A 15613-nucleotide genomic window follows, 5' to 3' on the forward strand; every position below is an offset into this window, starting at 1 on the left:
TCCGTTCGATTCCGTTCGATACCGTCCGCTACTTGACCGCGACCTGGGAGATGTCGAGCACGCCGGTCCAGTCGCTGATGACGATGTTGCGGACGTCCTTGCCGGACAGCCGCTTGTAGACGGGGTGGTACAGCGGGACGGTGAGCGCCTGGTCGGCGATCCGCTTGTCCAGGGCGCCCCAGCGCTTGGCGGCCTCGGCGTGGTCGGTGATCTTGTTGATCTGGTCGATCTCGTCGTTCACTGACGGGTCGTCCAGCTGCGCCGAGTTGAAGTTGTAGCCGTCGGTGACGATCTGACGGCCGTCGAAGATCGGCGCCAGGAACGGACCGCCGGACGGCCAGTCGGCGCCCCAGCCGGAGAGGAAGAGACCGGGCTCGGTACCGACGGTGTGGATCGTCTTGGAGTACCTGGTGGAGTCCAGGGCGTCGAGCTGGACGGTGATCCCGGCCGCCTTCAGCCCGTCCTGGACGGCGGTGGCCAGGTCCGGGCCGTCGCCCTTGCCCGTGGCGCTGGAGTGGGTGAGCGTGATGGTCAGGCCGTCCGGGTAGCCGGCCTCCTTCAGCAGTTCCTTGGCCTTCTCCGGGTTTCCGGTGACACCGGCCGGGAACGGGTCGTACGGGGTGTACCCGAAGGTCTCCTGGTTGGGCAGGTAGGTGGTGGCGGCCTCGGCGAGCGAGGAGCCGCCGGCGGCGTTGACGACCGAGGTGCGGTTGATCGCGTAGGCGACGGCCTGCCGGACCTTCGGGTTGTCGAAGGGCTTCACCTTGGGGTTGAACGCCAGGTAGTTGACGTAGCCGAAGCGACCGGTGCCGACGCGGGCGGCGAGGGCCTTGTCGTCCTTCACCTGGGCGAGTTCGGAGGGGCCGAGGTTGGTGTCGGTGGTGACGGCGGCCGCGTCGGCGCCGGTGCCGGCGGAGAGCCGCTGGTTGATCACCGCCGGGTCGAGCCCGGACTGCACGTCGACGGTGTCCGGGTACGCCTTGCGCTGGTCGTCCGTCGCCGCGGACCAGTTGGGGTTGCGCGTGAGGACGAGGTGCGCGCCGTCGTTCTCGTTCTTGACGACCTGGTAGGGGCCGGAGGAGACCGGGTGGTCCTGGTATTTCGTCCCGGTGTCCTTGGCCTTCGGGACGGGGGCGAACTGCGTCTGGGTCGCCAGGTACGGGAAGTCGCCCTCGGGCTTGTTGAGGTGGAAGACGATGGTCTTCTCGTCCGGCGTCTCGATGGCGTCCAGCGTGCGGCCGTCCTTGTACGGGCCCTGGTAGTCTGCGGCACCGACTAGCCAGTCCCTCAGGTACGGTGCGCCGCCAGAGAGTTCGGGTGCGAATGACCTTTCGATGCCGTACTTGATGTCGGCGGTGGTGATCGGCGATCCGTCCTCGAACTTGAGGCCGTCCTTGAGGTGGTAAGTCCACACCGTCGCACCCTCCGACGAGGTGCCGATGTCGGTGGCGAGGTCCGGGACCACCTCGGTGCCGGCCGCGCCATCGACCCGGTTGCGGGTGGTGAGGGTGCGGAAGACCAGCGAGGGGACGTGGCCGCCGCCGGAGGTGTAGAGCCGTGCGGGGTCGAACTGGTCCTGCGGGTTCTGGTTGAGGACGGTGAGGGTGCCGCCCTGCTGCGGCGCGGCGTCCTTGCCGGCGCTACCACCGCCGTCGGCCTTCGGGCCGCACGCCGCCAGTCCGACGACCAGCGCGACGGTGACGGTCGCCGCGGCGAGGCGGCGAGGGGTGAAGGTGGTTCGAGACATCGGAAAGGGGGGCCTTTCGCTACCGATTTGTACACGGAGGAAGGCGGGCGACAGTGAGGCTTTGGGGAAGAGTGCGCAGCACAGCGCCCGCAGGAGGGGGCGACTCCCGAGGCGGCGATCACCGCAACGCGTCGGGACAGGCGGATTCAGCGACAGAAATTGTCGGAAACGCAGTGCGCGGCCACGCCGATCAGCGCCAGCTCAATGGCGGCGCAGTCGATCGGGTGGCGGTCAGTCATGCCGAAAAGACTGTATGACTTTCAGCAGGATGTCAAAATCCCCCCGTCCACCGTTCCGCATCGGCCGGCGGTGCAGTGCGGTGCGGCCGGTCGGCCGCGACCGGGCGGCTCCGGGCGGCGGATCAGTACCGGGATCAGTACCGCTGGGCTTGGACGACCCGGGAGACCAGCGCCTGCTTCCGGTCGGTGGAGGGCTGCGAGCAACGGCGTGGCCAGAACCGTGACCAGGGCCAGGATCCTCGCCGTCGTCCAGCGTCCGGCCAGCACCGCGATCGCCATCAGCGTCGCCGGGGCGAGGGCCATCGCCCTGACGGCGACCGCCCGGGTGCCGGACGGTCCCAACTGGTCGAAACCGTGGTCGATGGCCATCTGGAGGGTGTACCAGAGGTCCCAGGCCGCGTAGGTGCCGGCCAGGACGGCGGCGAGCGGGGCCGCGGTGGCCAGTGCCCGGCCCATCGGCCGGTGGGAGACCAGGCCGAGGCGGACCCGGGCTCCGTGTCCGGCCACGTCGGCAACCTCCCGCAGGCCGGCCAGCGGGCCTGCGGTGCGCACGTGGCGTTCGGCGTGGTCGGTGAGTTCGGCCAGCTCGTGGGCGCCGTAGGAGTCGGGGTAGAGGGCGAGGGCGCGGCGCAGCAGTCGGGCGTTCGGGGTGGTTCGGTCCGGGATCATGCCATGCCTCCGGCGAGTCGGGTGCGGTTGGTCGCCAGACGCCGGTCGGCTTCGCGGAGGGCGGCACGCAGCCGCTCGCTCTCGTCGGTGAGGGCCTGAGTCTGTCACCGAACACGGGCCGCCCGGCCGCAACGGCAACAGCCCACGGTCTCCGCCGCCCTGGTCTCACCGAGCGCACCGCGCCTGCGTCCTTCCCGCTCGTTGGCGTGAATCGGCCGGTACCCGTGGCCGCGGCGCCGGCCCCTCGGATAGACCGGGGGTATGACGACTGTGGACGACCAGCTGGTGGATGCGACCTGGCGGGCCGCCGATCTGACACGGGCCTACCTCATGCGGGACCGCGCCGCGGTCGAGAACTGCCTCGCGGGCCTGGACGCCGACCGGCTGGAATGGGTACTGGCCTGGCTGGTCCTCGACCACGACGCGCTGTTCACCGAACTCGGAGAGCCCTCGATGCGGGTCGCCAGCCTCGACGTGGTGGCGGCCCTGGCCCCGCTGGAGGTGGAGTTCGCGGTCACCACCGCCGTCCACCGCGTCGCCGCCGGCGAGAGCGGCCTGGGCACGGCCGTCGCAGGCCTCGCCCTCCCCGAGCAGATCCACGCCATCACGGTGTCCACCGCCGTCATGCTGTCAGAGGCCCTGGGCCCCGCCGGCGCACTCCACCGGATCGACCAGCAGAACCAGCAGTGCGTGAACGCCGGCCACCCCCGGCCCTACCCCACCCCCTGACCGACACCGACTACCCAGCCCGGCGCGCGGCCTGCCGGCTCCGGCCAGCGGCGGGCTGGTTGGCTGGGGCGAAACCCGCCGGGCCGCTGGCCCCGCCCGGGCCGGAACTCGCTCGGGTGCGTGAGCTTGGCGGCGCTGGCGAGTTCACCCGTCATGAGAGACGTGACCGTCCTGCCCGTGCCCGCGCGGCACCCCGAGGACGACGACCAGGAGCAGCTGGAGCGGGAGCGGCGGCAGGCGGTGAACGATGGCCACCGCCGAGCAGCTGCGCGTCCTGCACACCCCGGACGTCGGCATTGAGCAGATGGGCGCCGGCGCCTTCGCCGCCTGCACAAGGAGGGCCTGGTGGACAGCGTCGTCCTCCCGCAGGCCGGGAAGCTGCAGGCGTGGTTCCTGACCGAGCGCGCGGTGCGGATCGCCGCGACCTTCCCCGAGCTGGAGGGGGTGGCCTCCCCGCCGCTGCCCGAGGACAAGAGCGCGGCACGGCTGCGGCTGGGCCACGTCCTGGCCGTCGTGCGCACCCACGTCGCATTCGTCCCCCCGCGCGCGGGGGGACGAGTGCGCGCCGCTGGACTTCCTGCCCGAGGTCTACCACCGCTTCGGCGAGGGCCCCGGCGGGACGGTGATCCCCGACGGCCTGCTGCACTACTCGAAGAAGGGGCCGGACCGGGTGCTGCACCGGGCGTTCGTCGAGGTCGACCGCGGCACCATGGCCAGCGAGAAGCTCGCCTCCAAGCTGATCGCCTACGCCCGCTTCCACGACCACCACCCCGTCCCGGCCCACCTGCGCCGCACCTCGCACTCGCAGAGCGTCCTGCCGGCCTGGCAGCAGCGCTACCCGGCCTTCCCCCCGCCTGCTGTTCGTCCTGGCCGACACCGGCGAGCAGGCAGCCCGCCGCCGCGTGCGCGACCTGCAGGCCATCGCCGACGCCCACCCGATGGTCACCCGGATGCTGACGCTGATGCGCGTGAAGGCCGGCGCGGCCCGCCTGGCCGACCTGGAGCAGCACGGCGTCAACGCCCAGGTGTGGCACTCCATCGGCGACCACACGAAGGGCCTGGGAGCTGTAGAGCGCAGCGGTGCCGGTCCGGACGGCGGCATCAAGGTGTCCGGAGGCCACCAAGGAATCCGGGGTGCCATGAGAAGCACTGAAAGCCGTCGCCCCGCGGGGTGGCGGCTTTCCGGTGTTCTGTCGTGCCGCAGGCCCGAGGCGGAACCCACCGGGCGGGGGCCGTACGCGTCAGGTGTCGGCTGGCGGCGGCTGTCCGGTGGTGGGGCGGCGCAGTTGTTCGTTGAGGCGCAGGGCTTCTTCGAGTTGGTCTTCGAGGATGACGATGCGGCAGGCGGCGTCGATGGCGGTGCCCTGGTCGACGAGGTCGCGGGCTCGCATCGCGATGCGCAGCTGGTAGCGGGAGAAGCGGCGGTGGCCGCCCTCGGAGCGCAGTGGGGTGATCAGGCCGTGTTCGCCCAAGGCCCGTAGGAAGCCGGCGGTGGTGCCGGTCATCTCGGCGGCGCGGCCCATGGTGTAGGCGGGGTAGTCGTCGTCGTCGAGGGTGTGGGGGGTGTGGGGTCGGATGGTCGTCGTGGTCACTGCACCTCTTCTGTGTTGGTTCGGGGGCGCGGCGAGGGGCCCCGGCGCCGTTGCGGCTCCGGGGCCCCGAAAGGGATACATCACCATCTACCGGCTGTAGCCGGGTTCCTTGTTCCGCAAGTCCCCGGGAGAGGGGATGTGCGGGGATCGCGTATGCGTGACCGGAAACCACCGTCCTCGTACTCAATGGGGGTCTGCGGTGTCCGCCCGGGTGAAGACCTCACGGGCCGGGCGATCCTGATGGCGCTCTGTCCCCTCCGTTCATCCTCTGTACTGACTGGGACTGCGAACTGCTTGGTACTACTCACACGGGTACTTCTCGGTACTGCTGAACTTCAACTGCCTGGTACTGCTGCGGCGGCCCTCCCGGGCCATCCGGTCCGGCAGCCAGCCCCGTCGCCCGTCCTGCTCACCTGCTCGGCTTGGAACCCCACTGCCCGGACCTCCCAGCACGCGCGCCCGCAGTCCTGGCGCCTTTACTGGGATACCGCGTACCGCGACTGCTGGTACCGCTCAACTCAATTCACCTGCTGGGTACTGCACCTGCACTTACCGCGGTACCGCTGGGTGGTGACCCCTTATCACTGCGGGCCACCCGGCCCGGCTGCCAGTCCCGTCGCCGACCTGCACCAACCCTGGCTTCGCAACTCTGCTGCCGCGCCGTTGTTTGCGTCACTGCTCCACGCCCACCTGCACGGCGCGTCCTGCGTATTGCTCACCTGCTGGGTACTGCATCTGCTGAACTGCGGTACCGCGCGGTGGCGGCCCCTGATCACTGCGGGCCGCCCGGCCCGGCTGCCGGTCCTGTCACCGTCCTGCACCTGCTCTGGCTTCAGGGCCCCACAACCGTGCCGACCTGCGAACTTCTGTAATGCTGCCCGCCAGTTCGTGTCTGGCGGGTACCGCTTGACTGCGTCTACGGGAGAAACACTAACCACGACACAGGGCGATGTCTACTTCAGCCAGCACAGATTTTTCGGTGTCCGGAGGGAAGGTAGTCTTCGCCCCGCAGAACGGACGGTCCGCACCCGGGCCAGGGACAACAAGCGGCACGAACGAGCGAGCGGCACACGGACGGGAGGCAGCCGGTGGAAGACCCACCGACCACGGCGCCGGTGCGCGCGCCCGACCCGGCCGCGCGGGCATCCCTGCTGGCCGCCCTCACCGAAGCCGTCCATGACCGGGACCAGCGCGGCCTGCGCCGACTGCTGGCCCGCTTCGCCGAACAGGTCACCATCACCGACCTGCACGCCCTGCGCCAAGCGCTCGACCCCCGCCGCACCCGAGGACCGGGCCCCCGGTAGCCGACACAGAACGGTCTGGCGGCACGGCCATGGCGCCGCCGTGTGGCCCGGGTGTCAGCCCGTGCGAGCGGCCGCGTCACAGGTCAGGCAGATATGCCCGGCCCAGTACGGGGGAACCAGCGCTGCCCCGGCCGGCCCGGCCGCCACCGGTCGGGCCCCTGCGCGGGGCCTGGCAGCTGCAGGGCGCAGCGGGCAGGTGCGGCATCAAGGTGTTCGCCCCGGTCATCAAGGTGTCCGGAGGGCACCAAGGTGTCCGGGCGGCGCCACCAAGGAATTCGGGGTGGTCATCAAGGAATCCGCCAAGGTTGGTGGCTCACCTTGGTGGGGGCCGTTACGTGATCGTTGCGGCCGAGGGGGCTGTTCACCAAGGGATACGTCAAGGTTCGCGGGGTTCCCTACGGCGACCGCGCGGAGCACCGGCTCCGTGCCCAGCCGGAGGGAAGCCCCTGCTATGACGACGAGCGACAGCGCCCAGCCGATGACCAGGACGAGGGCCAGGGCACGGACGGGCGCGGAGCCGGACGGCGACACGCGGGAGGTGGAGATCACCTGGGCAGTGCTCGCCTCCTTGTTCCAGTTCCGGATCGCCACCGCCGAGCAGCTGCGCCGCCTGCACGCCCCCGACAGCGGCATCGAGAAGATGCGGAGCCCGACAAGCCAGTGCATCCCCGGAACCTGCGGCGCACGCTGTCCGTCGAGATGGCCGCCCGTCCCGGTGGCCTGCTCGCCACCAAGGTCCACTTCAATCACCTGCAGGTGGCCACCAGCAAGGAGGGCACCGTGCGCCCGGACGGCCTGCTCCACTACGGGCGCACCGCCACCGACGGGGGCGGGTGGCCAACCGGGCGTTCGTCGAGGTCGACCGCGCCACCATGGGCGGGCCCCGGCTCGCCGCGAAGCTGAACGCCTACGCCCGCTACTGGGCCACCGCCCCGCTCCCCGCCGGGATGCGGGCCGGCACCATCGAAGCCGTCCAGGGCGGGCGCAAGCCGTTGTGGGAGCGCCGCTACCCGGTCTTCCCCCGGCTGCTGTTCGTCCTCACCGGCACCGGCCAGACCGGCTTCGCCAACCGGGCCACCGACCTGGAGACCGCCGCCCGCACCCCCTACGTCGCCAGGATGCTGCGCACCGTGGCGGCCGGCGTCGCCAAGCTGGAGGACCTCGAGGCCGACGGCCCAGGCGCCGACAACTGGTGGCCGATCGCCGACCTCGACGACGGCCCCGTCCCCTGGTGGGAGCTGACCGGCACCAAGCCCTGACCGGCACCCGGCAGTCTCGCCTTGATGGCCGCCCCGGTACGCCCGGGGCGGGCATCAAGGTGTCCCGGCCGGGCCGGCCGCCGGGCCGTCAAGGTGCGCGATGTCAGCACAGGGTTGATCACTTCGTTCCGCCAGCGCGGAACGACCCCGCAGAACGCACCGCGGCACCAAGGCCCCCAGTGCCGCTGCCACTTTCGCACTACCTGACCAGTCACTCAGTCGAGGTCGGCGGATGCCAGGGCCACCGCGAGCACCAGGTACGGGACGGCGCCCAGGCACTGCTCGGCCATCATGCTCGGATCGGACGCCGTGCCCGCGTCGGCCAGCGCCAGCAGCCCGGCACCGACGGCCGCCTCCACCGCCGCGTCCAGAACCTCTGCCGGGGTGAACTCCCCGCCGGCCACCAGCTCGCGCACCACAGCGGCGGCCTGCGCCGGGTCGGCGCGCCACAGCTCGGCGACCTGGTCACCGGCGCCCGCCAGGTCGATGACCGCACCCTGCTGCGCGGTCGGAAGCGGCACGGGCCAGGACAGCCCGGGCTCCTCCACGATCTCCTCGGCCCGCCCCAGCGCCACCCTCGCGGCGCTCGTCCGCCGGGCCTGCTCCCGCTCCCGCGCGACGGCGGCCGGCCACCGGGCGTCGTCCTCGGCCCGCGCCGCCTCCAGCAGCGGGGCCGCGGTGCGGCCGAGGTAGACGACCGGCAGCGGGTCCACCACGACCGCGTCCTGCCCGGGCGGGGCGTCGGCGACGGGCTGGTACAGCGCGGCCGCCGCCGTAGCGCAGGCCCCGACCGTGGCGGTCAGGGCGGCGATCAGCCGGGCGTGGCGGCGTCGGCGTGCGGGCAGGTCCAGGCGAGCGGGAATCGCGGTCACCCCCGCACTATCCCGCGCCGCACCCGCCCGCGACGTCCGTTCCCGTGAACACCGAGCGGCAGGTCAGCGCCACTGGTAGGACGCGCCGGTCATCACCGGGAGCAGCATCGGGCCGCCGGCCTGGGCGGTGTCGGGCCGGACGGCCTGGTCGAGGACGGGGCCGACCGCCGGGTACAGGTGGAGGCCGGCCACACCGGCCGCCGGCAGCCACACCACCAGCGCCCGGTCCGGGTCGTCCTGCTCGACCACGGCGACGGCCGCCGCCAGGTGGTCGGGCAGGTGAGCGACGTAGACCAGGTGCCGGCGCCGGAACGGCTCCACTTCGCCCGGCCGCTTCGTCTCCTGGTCCTGGACGAAGCACAGCACCGGCACCTCGGGCAGCATCGCCAGGTCGAAGCCGAGCTCCTCGAGGAGCTCCCGACGCAGCGCGGTCTCGGGTTCTTCGCCGTCCTCGTCCTCGACCACGCCGCCGGGCAGCGAGAGCTGGAAGCCGGCCTCCCGCTGACGGCGGATCAGACACACCCGGCCGTTGTGGACCAGCACCGCGCACACCCGCACCCGCACCGGTCCGCTCCCCAGGCTGGTGGTCATCGCCGGGCCCAGGCCGGGCAGGCTGGCTCAGACGCCGTTGTCGTACCGATCAGGGCGGTTGCCGATCGAACGGGAGTCCCGTTCGGGTGATCGCGGGGTGATGGACGCATGAAGACAGGGCCTCCGGTGCAGCTCCTGGGTGTTGAAGCCGGAGAAGCACCAGGGAGGCCCTGTTGTCGCTGTTGTATGCCCTCGCACCTGTGGGTTTCAACTTGGCTGCCCGTGAGTGTGATTGCCTCGCTCACCGGTTCGGGAACGCTGGGGACCAGCCGCACAGACGGCCGAGGTATCCCTCCGACATGACTGATGCCGAATGGGCCGTGGTCCGCGAGGCGATGCCGGTACCGGCATGGTTGGAGGGCAGGGGTGGACAGCCGGAGGGCTCCTGCCACCGGCAGATGGTCGACGCGATCCGCTACCTGGTCGCGGGCGGCATCACCTGGCGGGCGATGCCCGCGGACTTCCCCGCGTGGGACCGCGTCTATGCCTTCTTCCGGCGCTGGCGGGACAAGGGCTTGGTCGCCGAGTTCCACGACCGGCTGCGGGACCGGGTCCGCGAAGCGGTGGGCCGGGACCGGGAGCCGACCGCGGGGATCATCGACGCGCAGTCGGTGAAGGGCGCCGCTTCGGTGCCGGCCGCGAGCCGGGGCTTCGACGGCGGGAAGAAGGTCAACGGCCGTAAGCGGCACATCGTGGTGGACACCCTCGGGTTGCTGCTGACGGTGATGGTCACCGCGGCGTCGGTCACCGACCGGGACGCGGCACAGACGCTGCTGGCCCGGCTGCGGACGCGGCACTGGCGCATCACGCTGGTGTGGGCCGACGGCGGCTACACCGGACGCCTGGTCGACCTCGCCCGCGACGTCCTTGCCATCGCGCTGACCGTGGTCAGACGCACCGACGACACCGCGGGCTTCGTGGTGCTGCCCAAAAGGTGGCTGGTGGAGCGCACGTTCGCCTGGCTGATGTGCTCACGCCGACTCGCCCGCGACTATGAGGCCCGCACCGACACCGCCGAGGCGATGATTCGCTGGTCGATGAGCATGGTTATGAGCCGACGCCTCGCCCGGCGACCAGCCTGAACCTCCCCGGCTTCTCCTCGGCCAGCCAGCCCCGCGCGGCCAGGCGCTTCGCCTTCGACCTCATCCCCTCGACCTTCGCCGGGACCGGCTCCAGCCCGACCGCCGCCGCGAGCTGTCGGCAGTCCATCGCCTCCCCACCGGGCCCGCTCCGACCAATCAGGACGTCCATGATCCGCTGATAGTCCGGCGCCAGCACCGCCGGAGCAAGCCCTTCCCGCCAATGCGGCACCACCGAACCGGCCGCCGCCGCCAGGTCCCGCGCCGGACGCTCGTCGGCCACCACGACCTGCGGAAGCTCCTCGCCATCGCGAGGTTCCGCTAGGACCTCGACAACCGTCTCACGGGTGATCACGAACCGCTCCCACGCGGCCTCCGCCTCCCGCAGCTCGGCCTGAAGGGTCTCCACCCGCTGTCGGGCAGTGCGTTCGCGTTCCTCCAACAGCCCCATCACCGACGGCATCCCGGCACCTCCACGAAGAGACGAATCGACACCCCGTCCCTGCCGCCGAAACACCATTCCTATACCTGACCAGCGGAAACACGCCCGTCACTCTCGGAAAGACAACGGCTTCTTAGATCCAGGCATCACCCACGACACACGCGCACGGCATCAGAGAACCAACCACAACCCCAGCTCAAATACTGTTCTCCAACCACTCACCACTCCCGAAAGACCTCGCACCCAAACCACAGACCCACAGCTCACAGACCCACCAGCACCAAAACAAAGACCCCCAGAATCCTCACCTTGGCGCGCCGCAGGTCAAGCTGGGTGCGGCCGCCGACCGTGCGCACCGACCAGTGACCGGCCTGTCGGCTGGACAACCGCCCCGGAGCGCACGGCGCTCCGCGGCGGCCAGCAGCGCCGCCTCGTCCGGCTCCTAGAAGCGGGCCTCCTGAGCAGCCCTGGCTGCGATCGGGTTGGTGCTGGCCCGGCGTTCCTGCTGCATGGAGGTCAGCCGGTTGACCACCATGATCGCCGCCACCGCCGCGACCAGCCGCAGCGCGAAGCCGGCGGTCTCGACCCGGATGGCGTCGCGCAGGCTCGCGAGGTCGTCGAGGGTCGGGTCGAACTGGCGGGTCATGGAGGAGGCGACCCGGCCGACGACGAGTGAGCCGGTCCAGGTTGCCCACCACAGGGCCACCACCTTCTCGGACGGTGTGCGGCGCCGGCCCTCGGCGTCCAGCGGCGCGCTCGCCCGCCAGCAGTCCACCGTCAGCTGCCAGGGAAACCAGAGCCCGACGACGGGGGTGAACCAGGCGCCGACGGCCCAGCCGCTGCTGTGGCGGTGTCCGCCTGGCATCAGCAGGTCGGCGTTCCGGCGGATCCGGTGGAACCAGATGACGAACACGACGACGGTGGCGAGGAACAGGGGCAGGGTCAGCCCGTTCACCGCGTCGGTCACGGATATCACCGCGTCGAGATCGTCGAACCCGACGTCGTCGGACCCGTCCAGCAGCCCACCCAGGATCACGTCCGACCGGACGTCGGCCGCGACGACGACCGCCGCCAGGACGGCGTCGAGCCCCAGCAGGACGTAGAGGGCCGCGGCAAGGCCGTTCGCCGGGCGCAGTGCCGCCGCCCACCCCGGGGACGCCTCCGCACACCCGTAACAGCGGCCGCTGTCCGTCCCCGCCGGGTGTGTCCCACACACCACGCACACCATCAGACCATTCCCTCCAGAGAAGCACCGCTCGCGGATACGCGCGCCGGTACGCCACCGCCCCGACCGGGGCGGGCGCGCCGACTCTAGGGGACCTGCGCCGACGCCCGCCAGCGAGAATTCCCAGTTCAGAGGCTGGTATCGCCACAAATGGTCCACGCGAGACGAATTGCTTGATCGGCCCCGGCAGAGCTCAGGCACTGTCGGCGAGGTGAGCACGGGGCGGTCGGCGGGCTGCGCGCCGACCGCCGGGGGGGGGAAGGCTACGGGCGGGTGTTGATGGTGATCGTGGCGTTGCCCGCGACGTTGCCGATGTTGCCGTTGCCGGTCATGGAGCCGACGCTGCTGCCGGCGACCCGCAGTCTGCGTTCGAGGTTCAGCAGGCGCAGCTGGGCGTCGGTGTTGTCGGCGACGAAGGAGAGGAGCCGTTCGGTGAGGTCGGCGACGGCCCTCTCCTCGGCGTCCGCGGCGGCCGTGCTGACCTCCATGTCGCCGGTCGCCCAGTCCAGGGAGTCGAACCCGGCCAAGGCCTCCTTGTGCGTGTCCCAAGCCTCGAGTGCGGCGGCCCGGCCGGCCGGCCCCCGCGCACCGGTGGGGGGGGGAACCGGTCAGGGGTGCTGCGGCTCGGTCGGCCGGGCGAACTGGTCCGCCAGCCGCACAATGGCGAATGTGACCGCGTACCCGGCTGCGAACAGGACCACCGGCCGCAGAACGAACGGAAGCGGGTCCCAGTGGAAGTCCACCAGTACGGGGCAGAGCAGCGGCGGGCCGGCGAGGGTTGCTGCGGCCAGAGCCGCGGGCCCCACCGCCCGTGTGGTGCAGGCGATGGCCATGCCGACGACCAGCGGGGCGGCGAAGTCGAAGCCCGTGTGGGGGGCGCGTTCCCCGAGGTGGATCTTGGCCAGGATCAGGGTGGCTTCCGCGACGGTGATCGAGATCGCCAGTGCCCACGGCAGGACCCTGCGCGGATGTGACGTGCGGTCCGGAGGGGCGAGCAGCAGGACGAGGGCGTTGAACGTCAGCAGTACGGTTTCGGAGTCACGCAGTTCCGGTCGGTGGAGGGCTGCGAGCAACGGCGTGGCCAGAACCGTGACCAGGGCCAGGATCCTCGCCGTCGTCCAGCGTCCGGCCAGCACCGCGATCGCCATCAGCGTCGCCGGGGCGAGGGCCATCGCCCTGACGGCGACCGCCCGGGTGCCGGACGGTCCCAACTGGTCGAAACCGTGGTCGATGGCCATCTGGAGGGTGTACCAGAGGTCCCAGGCCGCGTAGGTGCCGGCCAGGACGGCGGCGAGCGGGGCCGCGGTGGCCAGTGCCCGGCCCATCGGCCGGTGGGAGACCAGGCCGAGGCGGACCCGGGCGCCGTGTCCGGCCACGTCGGCAACCTCCCGCAGGCCGGCCAGCGGGCCCGCGGTGCGCACGTGGCGCTCGGCGTGGTCCGCGAGTTCGGCCAGCTCGGGGGCGCCGTAGGAGGCGGGGTAGAGGGCGAGGGCGCGGCGCAGCAGTCGGGCGTTCGGGGTGGTTCGGTCCGGGATCATGCCATGCCTCCGGCGAGTCGGGTGCGGTTGGTCGCCAGACGCCGGTCGGCTTCGCGGAGGGCGGCACGCAGCCGCTCGCTCTCGTCGGTGAGGGCCTGGACGCCGGCCGGGGTGAGGGCGAAGATCCGGCGGGGACGCCCGTCGACGGTCTCCTCCCGTTCGACCCGGACCAGGCCTTCGGCCAGCAGCCGGTCGAGGGTGCCGTACAGGGTGCCTGCGCCGAGCCGTACCCGGCCGTCGGAGATCGCGGTGACTTCCTCGCCGAGGGCATAGCCGTGCCGGGGCCGGTCGGCGAGGGCGGTCAGCAGGAGGAAGGTTGGCTCCTGCATGGAGCGTTTCTTCGTCATGCCGACCACCATAGTACGGTCACCGTAGGGTATGGCAAGGGATGACTGATATGCCGTCAATATCGCTGCTGAAGAGGGCCGGCGGAGGGCATGGAGCGTTCGGCGCGGGGGCCGGCGCCGCCCGCCCGGCACAGCGGCCCGGGCATCGTTCCCCCGGACTGACCGACGACCAGGAGCAGGTCGGCCCGGTCGACGCGACACGCGCCCGGGAACTCACCGAGCGGCTGCGCGCCGCGATCGAGGGCGTCCGGGCCGCCGTGCTGGTCCTCGCCCGCCGCCGGCCACGACGGGTGCCCGAGCGCGGTCCACACCTTCGCCCGGTGGGCGGCACGGCCGAGGACGTCCTCGCCCCTCGCCGCCGCCCACATCGGCGTCACCACCGAGGAGCTCCTCGCTGCCGCCGCTACGCCATCAGCGGCGACGTCCGGGCGCTGGACGGCTGGTAGGGAACCACAGCTCACGAACGGGGACACACCCGGTCGCGGCGGGTCAGCCCCGGCTGTCAGGCGCCCCGGCGGCCAGGGCGAGGGCGGTGGCGCGGGTGCGCTCGAGCCAGTTCGCGACCTGCTGGACGGTGGCCGGGTCGAGGTGGCGGGTGAGCTCGCGGACCGCCTGGTGGTCGTCGTCGGTCAGGGTGTGGATTCCGGCGCGGGCGAGGGCGGTGTACAGCGGGCCGGCAGCCGCTCCGGCGAACTGGCGGTGCGCGGCGTCGGTGCGCTGCCGGGCGTCGTGGGCGGCCTCGGCGGCGCACTGCGCGACGTCCTGGCGGTGGCGGGCCGCGGTCTGGGCCCGTTGCAGGCCGAGGTCCCGGTCCGGGTCGTGGGTCTCGCCGGCGGCGGTGGCGGCCTCGCCACGGATGCGCTGCCACTCCTGGTAGGCGAGCGCGGCGCGGGCGAGGGTGCTCTCGTCACCGGCGTCGGCGTGCCGGTCGGCGGTGCGCAGGTCGGTGTGGGCGTCGGCGACGGCCTGGTCGATGGCGGCCACGGTGAGGCCGGCGGCCCTGCGGCGGATCCGGGTGCGGGTCTCGCCGAGCAGGCCGTCTTCGGGGCTGTCGCTCTCGTCCTCGTCCGTGCTCTGGTCGTCGTCGGGGTGGGCGGGGTGCTGGGCGAGGGCCGCGTGGAGTGTGACTCCGGCTTCCCACGACTCGGTGTGCAGAACCGGGTGGGTGCGGCCGGCGCAGTCGCGGGTGACGACGAGCCGTCCGTCGACCAGGGCCGCCCAGCCCTCCAGGCCGTCGACGTCCTTCTCCACCCAGCCGCGGGCGAGGCCGGCGCCGTGGTGGAGGGTGCGGATGCCGTCCTCGCGTACAAAGCCACTCAGTCGAGGTCGGCGGATGCCAGGGCCACCGCGAGCACCAAGTACGGGACGGCTTGCAGGCACTGCTCGGCCATCATGCTCGGGTCGGACGCCGTGCCCGCGTCGTTCAGCGCCAGCAGCCCGGCGCCGATGGCCGCGTCGACCGCCGCGTCCAGGACCTCGGCCGCGGTGAACTCCCCGCCGGCCGTCAGCTCGCGCACCAGGGCAGCGGCCTGCGCGGGGTCGGCGCGCCACAGCTCGGCAACCTGGTCACCGGCGCCCGCCAGGTCGATGACCGCACCCTGTTCCGCGGTCGGAAGCGGCACGGGCCAGGACAGCCCGGGCTCCTCCACGATCTCCTCGGCCCGCGCCAGGGCCACCCTCGCGGCGCTCGTCCGCTGAGCCTGCTCCCGCTCCCGTGCGACGGCGGCCGGCCACCTGGCGTCACCCTCGGCCCGGGCCGCCTCCAGCAGCGGGGCGGCGGTGTGGCCGAGGTAGACGACCGGGAGGGGGTCCACCACGACCGCGTCCTGCCCGGGCGGGGCGTCGGCGACGGGCTGGTACAGCGCGGCCGCCGCCGTGGCGCAGGCCCCGACCGTGGCGGTCAGGGCGGCGATCAGCCGGGCGTGGCGGCGTCGGCGTGCGGGCAGGTCCAGGCGGGCGGGAGTCGCGGTCACCCCCGCA

The 15613-nt window shown here is 72.2% G+C and carries 20 protein-coding genes; 5 read left to right on the forward strand and 15 right to left on the reverse strand.

Translation table 11 applies throughout. The features are described 5' to 3' along the window. Positions 1-28 precede the first annotated feature (28 nt). The 3 genes from OG618_RS00055 to OG618_RS00065 form a co-directional block, all read right to left on the reverse strand. Positions 29-1747 carry an ABC transporter substrate-binding protein gene (locus OG618_RS00055; RefSeq protein WP_329484987.1) on the reverse strand — a complete coding sequence of 573 codons (1719 nt, stop codon included), beginning with the start codon at positions 1745-1747 and terminating at the stop codon, positions 29-31. Between the two features lie 146 nt (positions 1748-1893). Continuing rightward, positions 1894-1986 (reverse strand): Ms4533A family Cys-rich leader peptide, encoded by a 93-nt coding sequence (locus tag OG618_RS00060; protein ID WP_329484988.1) that lies wholly within the window; start codon positions 1984-1986, stop codon positions 1894-1896. Between the two features lie 21 nt (positions 1987-2007). Further along, a complete protein-coding gene (locus OG618_RS00065; RefSeq protein WP_329484989.1) occupies positions 2008-2655 on the reverse strand; it encodes a hypothetical protein in 648 nt (215 codons plus the stop codon). A gap of 261 nt (positions 2656-2916) precedes the next feature. Between OG618_RS00065 and OG618_RS00070 the strand changes: the two genes are divergently transcribed. Next, a complete protein-coding gene (locus tag OG618_RS00070) occupies positions 2917-3384 on the forward strand; it encodes a hypothetical protein (protein WP_329484991.1) in 468 nt (155 codons plus the stop codon). 577 nt (positions 3385-3961) lie between these two features. After that, positions 3962-4537 (forward strand): replication-relaxation family protein, encoded by a 576-nt coding sequence (locus OG618_RS37925; RefSeq protein WP_442906921.1) that lies wholly within the window; start codon positions 3962-3964, stop codon positions 4535-4537. A gap of 88 nt (positions 4538-4625) precedes the next feature. Here OG618_RS37925 and OG618_RS00075 read toward each other — a convergent pair whose 3' ends face one another. Then, entirely contained in the window at positions 4626-4907 is a 282-nt protein-coding gene (locus OG618_RS00075) for a helix-turn-helix domain-containing protein (RefSeq protein WP_329491962.1), read from the reverse strand. 1157 nt (positions 4908-6064) lie between these two features. Here OG618_RS00075 and OG618_RS00080 point away from each other — a divergent pair. Next, positions 6065-6280, forward strand: coding sequence for a hypothetical protein (locus OG618_RS00080; RefSeq protein WP_329484992.1), 216 nt, complete (start codon positions 6065-6067; stop codon positions 6278-6280). Between the two features lie 225 nt (positions 6281-6505). On the opposite strand, the gene OG618_RS00085 is transcribed toward OG618_RS00080, so the two are convergent. Further along, positions 6506-7084: a hypothetical protein gene (locus OG618_RS00085; protein WP_329484994.1), complete on the reverse strand. Its 579-nt coding sequence runs from the start codon at positions 7082-7084 to the stop codon at positions 6506-6508. A gap of 29 nt (positions 7085-7113) precedes the next feature. Between OG618_RS00085 and OG618_RS00090 the strand changes: the two genes are divergently transcribed. Further along, positions 7114-7539: a hypothetical protein gene (locus OG618_RS00090; RefSeq protein WP_329484995.1), complete on the forward strand. Its 426-nt coding sequence runs from the start codon at positions 7114-7116 to the stop codon at positions 7537-7539. Positions 7540-7754: 215 nt separating this feature from the next. Here OG618_RS00090 and OG618_RS00095 read toward each other — a convergent pair whose 3' ends face one another. After that, complete coding sequence (locus OG618_RS00095; protein ID WP_329484996.1) at positions 7755-8411, reverse strand: hypothetical protein; 657 nt, start codon at positions 8409-8411, stop codon at positions 7755-7757. A 63-nt stretch (positions 8412-8474) separates the two neighbouring features. Beyond that, complete coding sequence (locus OG618_RS00100) at positions 8475-9002, reverse strand: NUDIX domain-containing protein (RefSeq protein ID WP_329484997.1); 528 nt, start codon at positions 9000-9002, stop codon at positions 8475-8477. A gap of 299 nt (positions 9003-9301) precedes the next feature. On the opposite strand from OG618_RS00100, the gene OG618_RS00105 reads away from it, so the two are divergent. Beyond that, a complete protein-coding gene (locus tag OG618_RS00105) occupies positions 9302-10084 on the forward strand; it encodes an IS5 family transposase (RefSeq protein ID WP_329484998.1) in 783 nt (260 codons plus the stop codon). Here OG618_RS00105 and OG618_RS00110 read toward each other — a convergent pair. The 8 genes from OG618_RS00110 to OG618_RS00145 form a co-directional block, all read right to left on the reverse strand. Continuing rightward, positions 10050-10544, reverse strand: a complete 495-nt coding sequence (locus OG618_RS00110) for a hypothetical protein (protein ID WP_329484999.1) — start codon at positions 10542-10544, stop codon at positions 10050-10052. The two genes, OG618_RS00105 and OG618_RS00110, sit on opposite strands and share 35 nt — an antisense overlap. A 421-nt stretch (positions 10545-10965) precedes the next feature. Beyond that, on the reverse strand, positions 10966-11739 hold the full coding sequence (locus tag OG618_RS00115; protein WP_329485000.1) for a DUF4328 domain-containing protein: 774 nt from the start codon (positions 11737-11739) through the stop codon (positions 10966-10968). A 272-nt stretch (positions 11740-12011) separates the two neighbouring features. Beyond that, on the reverse strand, positions 12012-12275 hold the full coding sequence (locus OG618_RS00120) for a hypothetical protein (protein WP_329485001.1): 264 nt from the start codon (positions 12273-12275) through the stop codon (positions 12012-12014). 81 nt (positions 12276-12356) lie between these two features. Further along, positions 12357-13286, reverse strand: a complete 930-nt coding sequence (locus OG618_RS00125) for a hypothetical protein (RefSeq protein ID WP_329485002.1) — start codon at positions 13284-13286, stop codon at positions 12357-12359. Then, entirely contained in the window at positions 13283-13633 is a 351-nt protein-coding gene (locus OG618_RS00130; RefSeq protein WP_329485003.1) for a PadR family transcriptional regulator, read from the reverse strand. The genes OG618_RS00125 and OG618_RS00130 overlap by 4 nt, the downstream gene beginning before the upstream one ends. 56 nt (positions 13634-13689) lie before the next feature. Further along, a complete protein-coding gene (locus OG618_RS00135; protein WP_329485004.1) occupies positions 13690-14013 on the reverse strand; it encodes a hypothetical protein in 324 nt (107 codons plus the stop codon). Between the two features lie 109 nt (positions 14014-14122). After that, the gene (locus tag OG618_RS00140; protein ID WP_329485005.1) at positions 14123-14884 is read right to left on the reverse strand and encodes a hypothetical protein; all 762 of its coding nucleotides are present in this window, start codon (positions 14882-14884) and stop codon (positions 14123-14125) included. Positions 14885-14949: 65 nt separating this feature from the next. Beyond that, positions 14950-15606, reverse strand: a complete 657-nt coding sequence (locus tag OG618_RS00145) for a hypothetical protein (protein ID WP_329485006.1) — start codon at positions 15604-15606, stop codon at positions 14950-14952. Between the last annotated feature and the right edge of the window lie 7 nt (positions 15607-15613).

It is taken from the genome of Kitasatospora sp. NBC_01246, assembly GCF_036226505.1.
Classification (GTDB): Bacteria; Actinomycetota; Actinomycetes; order Streptomycetales; family Streptomycetaceae; genus Kitasatospora.

Bases quoted from the DNA above. Each gene is read 5' to 3' on its own strand.
- OG618_RS00055 (WP_329484987.1), bottom strand. From the start codon at position 1,747: ATGTCTCGAACCACCTTCACCCCTCGCCGCCTCGCCGCGGCGACCGTC.
- OG618_RS00060 (WP_329484988.1), bottom strand. From the start codon at position 1,986: ATGACTGACCGCCACCCGATCGACTGCGCCGCCATTGAGCTGGCGCTG.
- OG618_RS00065 (WP_329484989.1), bottom strand. From the start codon at position 2,655: ATGATCCCGGACCGAACCACCCCGAACGCCCGACTGCTGCGCCGCGCC.
- OG618_RS00070 (WP_329484991.1), top strand. From the start codon at position 2,917: ATGACGACTGTGGACGACCAGCTGGTGGATGCGACCTGGCGGGCCGCC.
- OG618_RS00075 (WP_329491962.1), bottom strand. From the start codon at position 4,907: ATGGGCCGCGCCGCCGAGATGACCGGCACCACCGCCGGCTTCCTACGG.
- OG618_RS00100 (WP_329484997.1), bottom strand. From the start codon at position 9,002: ATGACCACCAGCCTGGGGAGCGGACCGGTGCGGGTGCGGGTGTGCGCG.
- OG618_RS00105 (WP_329484998.1), top strand. From the start codon at position 9,302: ATGACTGATGCCGAATGGGCCGTGGTCCGCGAGGCGATGCCGGTACCG.
- OG618_RS00110 (WP_329484999.1), bottom strand. From the start codon at position 10,544: ATGCCGTCGGTGATGGGGCTGTTGGAGGAACGCGAACGCACTGCCCGA.
- OG618_RS00125 (WP_329485002.1), bottom strand. From the start codon at position 13,286: ATGATCCCGGACCGAACCACCCCGAACGCCCGACTGCTGCGCCGCGCC.
- OG618_RS00130 (WP_329485003.1), bottom strand. From the start codon at position 13,633: ATGACGAAGAAACGCTCCATGCAGGAGCCAACCTTCCTCCTGCTGACC.